The organism is Pseudomonas sp. AL 58, assembly GCF_036348395.1.
Classification (GTDB): domain Bacteria; phylum Pseudomonadota; class Gammaproteobacteria; order Pseudomonadales; family Pseudomonadaceae; genus Aquipseudomonas; species Aquipseudomonas defluvii.
Genome location: NZ_JAZBQR010000004.1, coordinates 376481 through 388567, shown reverse-complemented (window position 1 = coordinate 388567; position 12087 = coordinate 376481). Strand labels below are relative to the sequence as shown.

Annotated in this window: 10 protein-coding genes; 3 read left to right on the top strand and 7 right to left on the bottom strand. The window is 59.7% G+C overall.

From position 1 onward, the window contains the following. Positions 1 to 2: 2 nt before the first annotated feature. Entirely contained in the window at positions 3 to 1649 is a 1647-nt protein-coding gene (locus UIA24_RS07180) for a GMC family oxidoreductase (RefSeq protein WP_330522500.1), read from the bottom strand. 137 nt (positions 1650 to 1786) lie between these two features. Between UIA24_RS07180 and UIA24_RS07175 the strand changes: the two genes are divergently transcribed. Beyond that, complete coding sequence (locus UIA24_RS07175) at positions 1787 to 2674, top strand: LysR family transcriptional regulator (RefSeq protein ID WP_065760488.1); 888 nt, start codon at positions 1787 to 1789, stop codon at positions 2672 to 2674. Between the two features lie 9 nt (positions 2675 to 2683). Here UIA24_RS07175 and UIA24_RS07170 read toward each other — a convergent pair whose 3' ends face one another. From UIA24_RS07170 to UIA24_RS07160, 3 genes are read right to left on the bottom strand one after another with little or no spacing between them, the layout of a single operon-like run. Continuing rightward, on the bottom strand, positions 2684 to 3502 hold the full coding sequence (locus UIA24_RS07170; RefSeq protein ID WP_330522499.1) for a sulfite exporter TauE/SafE family protein: 819 nt from the start codon (positions 3500 to 3502) through the stop codon (positions 2684 to 2686). Next, positions 3499 to 4776: an NAD(P)/FAD-dependent oxidoreductase gene (locus UIA24_RS07165; RefSeq protein WP_065760490.1), complete on the bottom strand. Its 1278-nt coding sequence runs from the start codon at positions 4774 to 4776 to the stop codon at positions 3499 to 3501. The genes UIA24_RS07170 and UIA24_RS07165 overlap by 4 nt, the downstream gene beginning before the upstream one ends. Before the next feature lie 38 nt (positions 4777 to 4814). Further along, complete coding sequence (locus UIA24_RS07160; protein WP_065760491.1) at positions 4815 to 5699, bottom strand: MBL fold metallo-hydrolase; 885 nt, start codon at positions 5697 to 5699, stop codon at positions 4815 to 4817. A gap of 238 nt (positions 5700 to 5937) precedes the next feature. Here UIA24_RS07160 and UIA24_RS07155 point away from each other — a divergent pair, with 238 nt between their 5' ends. Next, a complete protein-coding gene (locus UIA24_RS07155; protein ID WP_099773219.1) occupies positions 5938 to 7254 on the top strand; it encodes a sigma-54 interaction domain-containing protein in 1317 nt (438 codons plus the stop codon). Between the two features lie 149 nt (positions 7255 to 7403). After that, on the top strand, positions 7404 to 8057 hold the full coding sequence (locus UIA24_RS07150) for a histidine phosphatase family protein (RefSeq protein WP_330522498.1): 654 nt from the start codon (positions 7404 to 7406) through the stop codon (positions 8055 to 8057). 126 nt (positions 8058 to 8183) lie between these two features. Here UIA24_RS07150 and UIA24_RS07145 read toward each other — a convergent pair whose 3' ends face one another. The 3 genes from UIA24_RS07145 to UIA24_RS07135 all read right to left on the bottom strand — a co-directional run bounded on the left by UIA24_RS07145 (position 8184) and on the right by UIA24_RS07135 (position 11987). Beyond that, the gene (locus tag UIA24_RS07145; protein WP_065760494.1) at positions 8184 to 8435 is read right to left on the bottom strand and encodes a DUF2790 domain-containing protein; all 252 of its coding nucleotides are present in this window, start codon (positions 8433 to 8435) and stop codon (positions 8184 to 8186) included. A gap of 513 nt (positions 8436 to 8948) precedes the next feature. After that, complete coding sequence (locus UIA24_RS07140; RefSeq protein ID WP_065760502.1) at positions 8949 to 10373, bottom strand: gamma-aminobutyraldehyde dehydrogenase; 1425 nt, start codon at positions 10371 to 10373, stop codon at positions 8949 to 8951. A gap of 87 nt (positions 10374 to 10460) precedes the next feature. Beyond that, positions 10461 to 11987, bottom strand: a complete 1527-nt coding sequence (locus UIA24_RS07135) for an APC family permease (protein WP_065760503.1) — start codon at positions 11985 to 11987, stop codon at positions 10461 to 10463. Positions 11988 to 12087: the final 100 nt, after the last annotated feature.

The window sequence follows — 12087 nt, the reverse complement described above, 5'->3', positions numbered from 1 at the left end:
GATCAGGGTGTAACGACTGCCGCTGTAACGGTCCCCCTTGGGCTTACCGCATTGTTGAGTATCAGCTGTGCCGCCTTCTCGGCGATCATCAGGGTCGGCGAGCAGGTATTGCCCGAAACAATCTGCGGCATGATCGACGCATCGGCGATACGCAGGCCGGATACGCCGTGTACACGCAATTGAGCATCCACTACATCCAGCGGCCCGCTGCCCATACGGCACGTACCGACCGGATGAAAGATGGTGGTACCGATCTTGCCGGCCGCTTCGTACAGCTGTTCCTCGGTCTGCAACGCCGAACCCGGCAGGTATTCCCGCGGCTGGAAAGGCGCCAGAGCAGGTGCCTGCACGATCTGCCGGGTGAGGCGGATGGCCTGGGCGGCAACCTTTAGGTCCTGCGGGTCACTGAGGTAATTGGGATCGATGGTTGGTGCGGCTGCTGGATCTGCCGAACCGATGTCGACCCGGCCACGGCTGGCCGGGCGCAGGTTACAGACCGATGCAGTGAAGGCCGGGAAGCGATGCAGCGGCTCACCAAAACGCTCCAGTGACAACGGCTGCACGTGATACTGCAGGTTGGCGCTGGACTGCTCCGGCCCGGAGCGCACGAAGGCCCCCAATTGGCTCGGCGCCATCGCCAATGGCCCGCTACGGTCGTACAGGTAGCGCAAGCCCATGCCGACCTTGCCCCACAGGCTGTTGGCGACCTGATTCAGGGTTCGGACATTGCTGACCTGGTAGATCAGGCGTAACTGCAGGTGATCCTGCAGGTTGCCGCCAACCCCTGGAAGTTCGTGCCGTACAGCGATGCCCAAGCGCTCAAGAAGAAGTCGTGGACCGATGCCGGAACGTTGAAGAATGCCTGGAGAGCCGACCGCGCCAGCACACAGAACGATCTCTCGGCGCGCCGTAAAGCGTTGCCAGTGGCCCTGCCAACGAGCATTGACTGCCGTGGCACGCCCGTCTTCCAGTACCAGGTTGTCGACCAGAACATCGGTCAGTACGGTCAGGTTGGCCCGCGCCTGAACCGGCCGCAGAAAGGCTTTTGATGCATTCCAACGCACACCGGAGCGCTGGTTGACCTGAAAATATCCACAACCCTGGTTATCACCGCCGTTGAAATCACTCACGCTGGCAATGCCGCTCTGGGCCGCCGCTTCGCGAAACGCGTCGAGAATCGCCCAAGAATAGCGCTGTTGTTCGACCCGCCACTCACCGTCGGCACCATGCACGTCGCTGGCACCGGCAAAATGCTTTTCACTGGTTTTGAACAGTGGCAGGACATCCTTCCAGGCCCAGCCGGGGTTGCCTGCCTCTGCCCAGCGGTCATAGTCCTGAGCCTGGCCACGCATGTAGATCATGCCGTTGATCGAGGAACAGCCGCCCAGCACCTTGCCCCGTGGATAGCCCAGGCTGCGGCCTTGCAAGCCGGGTTGAGCCTGGGTCTTGAAGCACCAGTCGGTGCGCGGGTTACCAATGCAATAGAGGTAACCGACAGGGATATGAATCCACGGATAGTTATCGCGTCCCCCTGCTTCCAGCAGCAGCACCCGGCAACCCGGATCGGCAGAAAGCCGATTGGCCAGGAGACAGCCGGCAGGGCCAGCGCCGACGATGACATAGTCGTAGGAATGATCGGCTGATGCCATGAGGGACCTCGCGCCTATTTATTATTCTTGTCCCGGTCCATGTTATTGATTAATTTCGCGATGAAAACGTTAGATTTCGCTCAAGTGCTGTGCGTTTTAGAACAACGCACGTGAATACCTGATTCACAAGGAAAAGCATGTTCGACTGGAATGATCTGCGGTTTTTTCTCGAGTTGCAGCGCAGTGGCCGGCTACTGACCGCCGCCAAGCGCCTCAACACTACCCACAGCACTGTGGCCCGGCATATTGAAAGCATCGAACAAAGCCTGGGCACCCCCTTGTTCGTGCAACATGCCCAAGGCTACGAACTGACCCCGTCCGGCCAGGCCCTGCTCAAGCACGCCGAAGCCATGGAAAACGTTGCCCTGCTGGCCCAGGAAGAAATTACCCAGGCCATGACGCCGCTGGGCAAGATTCGCCTGGGCGTCACCGAAGGCATCGGCATCATGTTCTTCACCCCACGCATGGCGGGCCTGTTCGAGCGCTATCCGGGGCTGGAGGTGGAGCTGGTGGCCGTGCCACGCTTCGTCAGCATCCTCAACCGCGAAGCCGAAATCAGCATTCACCTGGAACGCCCCAATGCCGACCTGCTGATCACCCGCAAGCTCACTGATTACCGCCTGGCTCTGTATGCCAGCCCTGATTACCTGGCACAGGCGCCGCTTTTGAACTGCCGCGAAGACCTGGCTCGGCATAACTGGATTGGTTATGTAGACGACCTGCTGTTCAGCCAGGAGCTGCTGTTTCTCAACAGCTTCTGTCGAGCTCCGAATGTGGTTTTCCGCAGCACCAGTGTGATCGCTCAACATCAAGCTGCACGGGCGGGGTTGGGTATCGCTGTGCTGCCCAACTACATGGCCCGTCACGACCCGGGGCTGGTACGCGTGCTGCCCAGCGAAACCATCCAGCGCAGTTACTGGATCTGCACCCGTCGCGAGCTGCACAAGTCGGTACGCTTGAGAGTGGTTTGGGACTACCTGCTGGCACTCTGCGCCGAAGAGCAGAGCGCCTTGCTGGCCGAGTAGGGCGCCGTATCAGGCGCCCAGGGTCTTGACCATGAGCAACAGGGCGGCGGCAATGCCGACCAGAGCAAACACCTGCTGAAGTCGAGGCCCGGCGACTTTGTGTGCAAACTGCCGGACGATGACCAAACCGACCACCGCGCCAATGGCAAAGGGCAGGCCAACGCTCCAATGCATCACACCGCCCAGGCTGGCACTCACCACACTGCCAACGGACACCAGGGCAATCACCGCCAGTGAAGTGGCGACAATGCTCCTCATCTCCAGGTTGGTGTAGCGGCTCAAGGCCGGGATGATTACAAAGCCACCGCCCACCCCCAGCAAACCCGACAGCAGCCCGGAGAGCAGGCCCGTGAAGGCCAGCGCACGGGCACAGGGCAACGTCCACCGCAGGCGCCCCTGCAGAGGGTTCAGGACACAGGGCTGAACATCACGCGGCAGCGATCCACACCCCCCTTTCAGTTCATGCCGCGCCTTGAGCAACATCCGCACGCAGACATAGACCAGTACCACGGCAAAGGCCAACGCCAACGGCGCGTTGGGTAGCCGATGCGCCAGCAGCAAGCCCAGTGGCGCCGTGAGCAACCCCAGCGAAGCAACGAACAGCGCTGCACGGTAGCGCACCACGCCCTGACGCAAACCCAGCACTGCACCAACGCCTGCGGCCAGGCCCACCGCCAGCAAGCCAACGGGCGCAGCTTCGGCCATCGACAAGCCCAAACCGAACACCAGAAGCGGCACGGCAAGAATGCCACCGCCAGCACCGGTCAGCGCAAGAATGGCCCCAATGATCGCGCCCAGCCCGGCCCCCAGAAATTCATGCTCGATCACTGATGGGCCTCACGTGGCGCGGGTAACGGCTTGGCCATCCACTCACGGCCTTTGAGCATGCAACGCCAGTACAGCGGCGGCAGGATACGCTCCTTCAACAGCCAGGCCAGACGGGTCGGCTTACGCCCATCAAGCAGCCAACGAGGGAAGCTTGGGGCAACCTTGCCGCCATAGGTGAACTCGGCCAACACGATCTTGCCGCGCTCCACGGTCAACGGGCAGGAACCGTATCCGTCGTAGTGCACGACATCCGCCAGGCGCCCCAACGCGACCAGTACGTTATTGGCAACCACAGGGGCCTGCTTGCGCGCAGCGGCGGCGGTCTTGGCGTTCGTGGTGTTGGTGGCATCGCCAAGGCCATGGATATTGGCAAAACGACGGTGGCGCAGGGTTGCCGGATCGACATCGATCCAACCCGCTGCGTCCGACAAGGGACTGTTACGTATGAACGTCGGCGGCACTTGCGGGGGCACCACATGCAGCATATCGAATGGCTGCACCAGGGTTTCGCTGCTGCCGTCAGGCAGGGAACGCACAAAGGTTGCCTGCTTCGCCGGCCCATCCACCGCTACCAGACGATGGGCGTAGTTCAGATCGACCGCATACTTGTCGATGTACTCCATCAGCGCAGGCACGTAGTCGGCCACCCCGAACAACACCGCGCCGGCATTGAAGAACCGTGCCTGGATATTGTCCAGGCGGCCGCTGCGCAACCAATGATCGCACGACAGGTACAGGGCCTTCTGCGGTGCGCCAGCGCACTTGATCGGCATCGGTGGCTGGGTGAACAGGGCCTTGCCTTTCTCCAACTGCTGAACCAACTGCCAGGTGTAAGGCGCCAGGTCATAACGGTAGTTGGAGGTCACACCATTGCGCCCCAAGGTTTCACTCAGGCCTTCAATCGCATCCCAGTCAAGCTTGAGGCCCGGACAGACAACCAGTTGTGCATAACTGATCAGCCGACCATCCTCCAACTGCACCGTCTGCGCCTGAGGGTCGAAGAACTGTGCGGCACCCTTGATCCAGGTCACGCCCTTGGGAATAGCCGAGGCCATACTACGCACCGTGCTCTTGGGCTGGAACACGCCAGCTCCGACCAGCGTCCAGCCAGGCTGGTAGTAATGAACCTCGGCCGGATCAATGATTGCCACATCGAGGGACGAATCGCGTGCCATCAGGCTGGAGGCAGTGGCAAGGCCTGCTGCGCCGGCACCGATGATCAGGACTTTGTGGTGCGCACAGGCGGGCGACGTTGAAGATGATTGAGCAAGCATGGCAGTGTTTCCTAAATAATAATTCTGTCGCGCCGGAATCAGATGGCGTTGAGCGGGATCTTCAAGTAGCGCACGCCGTTGTCTTCAGGCTCGGGCAGCTGACCGCTGCGCATGTTGACCTGCACCGAGGGCAGGATCAGCACCGGCATCTCCAGGGTCGCGTCGCGGGCTTTGCGCATCGCCACGAACGCCTCTTCGCTGATACCTGCATGCACATGAATGTTGTTCTCCCGCTGCTCGGCGACCGTGGTCATGTAACGCAGCTCGCGACCGCCTGGCAGGTAGTCGTGGCACATGAACAGCCGGGTATGGTCAGGCAGGGCAAGGATGCGCTTGATCGAGCGGTACAACGTGCCTGCGTCTGCACCGGGGAAATCACACCGCGCAGTGCCGTAGTCAGGCATGAACAAGGTATCGCCGACGAACGCTGCAATTTCACCGCCCGCTTCAACGATGTACGTCATGCAGGCCGGGGTATGACCTGGGGTATGCATGGCCCGCGCACGCAAGCCGCCAATCAGGAATTCGCTACCGTCCTCAAAGAGCACGTCGAACTGACTGCCGTCACGGGCGAATCGACTATCGGCATTGAACAGTGCACCGAAGACTTTCTGCACTTGGGTGATATGGCTGCCAATGGCGACCTGCCCACCGAGCTTCTCTTTCAGGTACGCCGCCGCCGACAGGTGATCAGCATGCACATGGGTTTCCAGAATCCATTGCACCTTGGCACCCAACTCGGTCACCCGCGCAATCAGTTTGTCCGCCGAGCACGTATCGGTACGGCCAGACTTGGGATCGTAGTCCAGCACACTGTCGATCAGTGCACAGTGTCCGCTGTCGCGATCCATCACCAGATAACTGATGGTCCAGGTCGCGCTGTCGAACAGTGCTTCCACATACAGGTTGCCGCCAATGATCATGACCTTCTCCCGATAAATCCATTGATGCCAACGTAAGGCATAGCTGGCAGTCGCAGGGCTGTCATCAAGATATGTGCCATCGGTCGGGAAAGGCGTAGCCCCCGCGTTTACAGGGCCCGGCTGTACCTCAGCGAACAGACTGCCGCGCCATTTGGCAGTGAAGTGGCAGTACCTGGCAGTTTTTGGCAGTCTTCGTCGCCTTCGGGTAAGCTCTTGGTGTGATTGCCCAGGTGTCGCCATGTCTCAGTTGATTACCGTTGCCCCGAAAATCCCCGCCGTTCAGGCGCTGGTGTCATACCTCGAACATGACCCTCAGCCCACCATCGTGCTGGATACTCACTACAACATCCTTGCTGCCAACAGTGCGTACCAACGTCAGTTCGGCGTAGAAGGCCAATCAACCCTTGGCGCGAAGTGCCACCAGGTCTCCCATCACTACGCCGTACCCTGCGATCAGGCCGGCGAGCATTGCCCGATGCGCAAGGCGAGAGAAAGCCGTGTGCCCGAGCGGATGCTGCATATTCACCACACGCCGCGTGGTCCGGAACATGTCGATGTGGAACTACGGCCGATACTCGATGAGCAGGGTGAGGTGGTCGCGTTCGTCGAGCGCCTGACCAGCATCACCGTGGCCTCGGCTCAACCCCAGCAACATGGCCTGGTTGGCCGGGCGCCAGCGTTCAAGCAGGCACTGGCCAGCCTGCAACGTGCGGCACCGTCACAGATTCCGGTACTGCTGCAAGGTGAGTCCGGCACGGGCAAAGAGCTGTTCGCACGTGCGCTGCATCTGAGTGGCCCACGCGCCAACGGCCCGCTGGTGGTCGTTGACTGCACCGGCCTGACCGAATCACTGTTCGAAAGCGAGCTGTTCGGCTATGAAAAGGGCGCCTTTACCGGCGCTCTGCAACGCAAGATCGGTCTGGCGGAAGCCGCACATGGCGGTACCCTGTTTCTCGATGAGATCGGTGAAGTACCACTGGCAATGCAAGTGAAGCTGTTGCGTCTGATCGAGTCAGGCAGCTTCCGCCCGGTGGGCAGCCTGCGTACTGTTCACTCGGACTTCCGCCTGATCTCGGCCACCCACAAACCCCTCAAGGAAATGGTTGCCAACGGCACCTTCCGTGAAGACCTCTACTACCGGATCAGTGCCTTTCCGATCCGCCTGCCGTCATTGCGCGAGCGGGTCGAAGACCTGCCGCTGTTGATCGACAGCCTGTTGCAACGCATGGCCGGCGCCCAGGCACCGCGGGTAGATCCGCAGGCCATGCACTGGCTCAGCCTGCACACCTACCCGGGGAACATTCGCGAGCTGAGAAACATCCTCGAACGCGCTCGCTTGTTTGCCGACGATGGCCTCATCAGGGCAGAGCACTTACCCGACGATGTGAAACCTGACAATGCCACGGCAGGGCAATCGCAGCGACGGAAAAAGGATCACCTTGGCCAACTGGCACAAGCACTCCAAGCCTTTGAAGGTTCGCGCAGTGAATTGGCCCAACAGTTGGGAATGAGTGAGCGAACACTGTATCGGCGCTTGCGCGAGTTGGGGCTGTGAGCCGCGCCGGGCATGCCGGCCCTTAACCCTGTGCGAGAAAATCAATAACACCATTCCTTGATTTTCAGTTGCCGAGACAACAGTTTCTTCACGGTCCCTCGGGCAAGATCTTGGCTGAATCTGCCTAGCTCTTGATGGGGTCCCGCTTTATGTCGTTGTCTTTCACAGGGTCGAACCAGCGCGCAAGAAACGTGCTTATCACTGTACTTGCAGTCGTGCTCGTAATTGTCGGTTCGTACTTTCTATTCAGAACCCCCCGGCTGACCAATCTTGCCCAGAGCAACGCTGCACAACTGGCCCCGCTAAAATCGGCATGGGCCAGTGGTGACGCTATTGTCGTGATTCGCCATGCGGAACGCTGCGACCTGTCCAGTGCGCCGTGCCTGGATGCCCCAGATGGCATCACCAAACGCGGTAAAGACATCGCCGTAAAGTTGGGCAAGCATTATCAAACACTCGGCCTGGACCAGGCTGATATCTTTACCAGCCCCCTGACAAGAACCCGGCAAACCGCGAACTTCATGTTTAACCATGATGTCGAGCCGCAGCAGTGGCTCGCCGCCTGCAAAGGCATCATGCTTAAGACCGCGCTTGAAACTAAACGCCCAGGACACAACCTGATTCTGGTTACACACAGCGATTGCATTCGGGAAATAGAAAAGCACTTGAATGTGCATGCCCCTGAAAAACCACCCTATGCCTCGTCACTGTTCATCGTCCTGGGTCAGGGCGACAAAAAGCCACGGGCGCTGGGTTTCTTTTATTCGCGAGACTTTAATACCGAATGGATGAGCCAGAAGTAATAGCCGTCATCGCTGCACACCTGAAGACGTTTTGGTTTTCCTGACGAAGTAAAAAACGCCCCTTGAACCGGGGCGTTTTTTGATCCTGCTTGTACGCAAACAACTCAGGGTTTGCGGGGGACTCAATTAGTTGTCAAAGCAACCGTTACCCATTGCAGCGTACTGCATGGTGTGTACCTGACCCTGGTGGTCTTCGTAGGTCATTTTCATCTGCACCACACCACACACATCAGGGATACGATCCTGGTGGATCACGTGGGCAATATCAGGGTGGCTACCGTACGTGTATTGCTCTACTGCAGGTGCTTCGGCAGCGAATGCCATTTGAGTGCCGATCATTACACAAGCAGTGGTAACCAGAGCGGTAAACAGTTTCATTTTTACAGTGTCCCAACGATGCAAACGATCTACGTCTTCAGTCGGAATCGGTAAGGCTGAAGGCTCTGCGAAACGTGGCAGGGTCGTTTGCTTACACCCTTTGGAGTCTGCGTTTCGCGGCTTTGTTTGGAAGCTGTGTACAGTCTATTCCGCTGAACTTTTAGATAAATGCCAATGTTGGCAAAGCATTCTTTAGCGAAATGGAACAATCGCTTCGCGACGACCGCCCTCGTATCTACAACCTGCCCCAAAACGGTTTGAACACAGGGTATTTTGCAGAGGTCGCATTACGCCAAAGAGGAAAGCGGCGGCAATGTGCAGCACGCCGCCATGTTGCTTGTCACGGCCAACATCATGGTCAGCAGGCCACCAATGCTTGGTCAGCCCAGAGGGCCAAGAGAACATGCCAGGCACTCGATAATGCTGTTTGCATGATCTTCACTCCAGATCGGAATTACGAAGGAAAGCGGCCAGCAACCTCATTGCTGGCCACTATCGACACCACCAGTTCAATCAGTGCTTGAACATCACATGGCGTACAGCGGTGTAGTCCTCCAGCCCATACATGGACATGTCCTTACCGTAGCCAGAGTGCTTGACCCCACCGTGAGGCATTTCACTGGTCAGCATGAAATGCGTATTCACCCAGGTGCAACCATATTGCAGGCGCGCAGACAGGCGATGGGCACGACCGACATCCGACGTCCAAACCGACGAGGCCAGGCCGTAGTCCGAATCGTTGGCCCAGCCCAGCACCTGCTCTTCATCATCAAACACCGTGACCGAAACCACGGGGCCGAACACCTCGCGACGGACGATTTCATCGTCTTGGCGAGCGCCCGCAAGCACGGTGGGTTGAAAGAAGAAGCCAGGGCCTTCGACACGATGACCACCAGTGACCACCTGAATGTGCGGCAAGGCGCTGGCGCGCTGGACAAAGCCTTCGACGCGCTCCAGGTGTTGCTCGGTAATCAGCGGACCGAGTTCGGTGGCCGGGTCGTCCTGCAGGCCCGGCTGGATGCTGCCCACCGCTTCGCCAAGCTTGGCCACGAACTGCTCGTAGATACCTTTCTGTGCATAAATGCGGCAGGCGGCGGTGCAGTCCTGGCCGGCATTGTAGAAGCCGAATGTACGGATGCCTTCTACGGCGGCGTCGATATCAGCATCATCGAAGATGATGACCGGCGCCTTGCCGCCCAGCTCCATGTGCATGCGTTTCACACTATCGGCAGTGCTACTGATGATCCGCGAGCCCGTGGCGACCGAGCCGGTCAGCGAGACCATACGCACCCTAGGGTGGGTGACCAGCGGCTCGCCAACGCTCGGACCTCGGCCGAACACCATGTTCACCACGCCAGCGGGGAAAATGTCGGCGATGAACTCAGCGAGCTTCAGCGCGGTCAACGGCGTCTGTTCCGAGGGTTTGAGCACCACCGTGTTGCCGGCGGCCAGGGCGGGGCCCAGCTTCCAGGCAGCCATCATCAGTGGGTAGTTCCACGGCGCGATGGAGGCAACCACGCCCACCGGGTCGCGGCGAATCATGGAGGTGTGGCCGGGCAGGTACTCGCCTGCTGCCGAACCGCTCATGCAGCGGCTGGCGCCGGCGAAGAAGCGAAACACGTCGGCGATGGCCGGCAGCTCGTCGTTCAAGGCGGCGGTGAAGGGTTTACCGCAGTTCTGCGACTCCAGGCGGGCAAGTTCCTCGGCATGGGCGTCAATGGCATCGGCGAGCTTGAGCAACAGGGTGGAACGGTCCTTCGGCGAAGTCTGAGACCACAGCGCAAAGGCATCATCGGCGGCGCGCACGGCAGCATCGACCTGGGCCGCGCTAGCCTCAGGGATTTCCACCAGAGCGGTCCCCAAGGACGGGTTGAGCACGGCGATGCTGGGGCCTTCGCCAACAACAAGTTGGCCGTTGATCAGGAGTTTGGTTTGCATGATTCAGTCCTTCGGTAGCCTTAGCCCCTTCTCCCTGAAAGGAGAAGGGGGGCAGCATGAGTAGGGAGGTTTGATAAAGGCGTTGGCTTAACGCACTGGCACGCCAGCAACGTTGGCGGCCTTGGGCAGAGGCTTGGAGAACTTCCAGGCGTCGCCGGCCGGGGCCGTACCTTTGTCATAGGGCTTGGCCAGCAGCATGTAGAGGAAGCCTGCGCCCATCACCACCACCGTGGTCAGAATCATCGAGTAGTTGATGTACCAGGCCGCATCAGGACTGCGCGGCCAGACCATATTGATGATGGCGCCAACACCGTAGATCAGCGCGGCGATGTTCACCAACAGCCCCCAGCCACCGAGGCTGAACTGGCCGCTCGGGCGCCAGCCCTTGCCACGGGCGATCAGTGCAGCGATCACAATCAACTGGAACGCCACATAGATGCCAATGGCGGCAAAGCCGACGATGGTTGCCACGGCATCGGCCATGAACAGGCCAAGGCAGACAATACACGCCGGCATCACGCCGCTCACGACCAGCGCGAACGACGGTACATGGTTAGCGGACAAGCGCTTCAGCAGGTTGCTGCCAACGATCATCTCGTCACGTGCGTAGGAGAACAGCAAACGGCTGGCAGCAGCTTGCAGGCTCAGTACACAAGAGATGAAGGAGACCATTACTACCGCCATCACCAGTTTCGAACCTACCGGGCCGAAGGCATTGGCGAGGATGGTGGCAACCGGGTCAGTATCTTCGCCAGCGATCACTTTCTGCATGTCCGGGACTGCCAGAATCAGCGCCAGGCAGGCGAACATGGCCGCAGCACCACCAATGTAGATGGTCATGCGCATGGCCTTGGGGATGCGCTTGCCGGGGTTGGGGGTTTCTTCCGCCACGTCACCGCAGGCCTCAAAGCCGTAGTACTGGAACAGGCCCGCCAGGGAGGCCGCGAGGAAGGCTGGCAGGTAGGAGCCGTTGACGTTGAGCTCAAAGGTGTTGAACAGCACGCTGATCGGTTGGTGACGCTCGAAGATCAACAGGTAACCGCCCACCAGAATGGCGCCCACCAGTTCGCAGAGGAAGCCGAACATGGCCACCCGGGCGAGCAGCTTGGTGCCCACCAGGTTGAGTGCGGTAGACATCAGGATCAGGCCGAGGGCGATATAAATGTTGGCGTTTGAGCTGGCGTCAAAACCAAGCATGGCAGCCATGTAAGGGCCCGCACCGACGGCGACACCGGCGATGGTGGCGCACAGCGCCCAGGCATAGACCCAACCCACCATCCAGGCCCAGCGCTTGCCGACCAGGCGTCGTGCCCAAGGGTAGACGCCACCAGAGATGGGGAACTGCGACACCACCTCACCGAACACCAGACACACCAGCATCTGGCCGAGGCCAATCAGCAGGTAAGACCAGAACATCGGCGGACCACCTGCCGCGAGGCAGAGGCCGAACAGGGTGTAGACGCCGACCACCGGCGACAGATAGGTGAAGCCCAGGGAGAAGTTTTCCCACAGGCTCATACTACGGTTGAAGTTGGAGCTGTAGCCGAGCGCACGCAGTTGCTCGGCGTCCTGATCGAGAGAAGCGGTTGCACTTGCCGCAGAAGACCCACTCATATTGTTTTCCTCATTTGAATGGCAGTCGTTTGCATGGCGGCGGGTCGCTGCCCGCCGTTGCTCATCGAAGAGCCTTTATTGTTATGGGTGAAGCGTGATG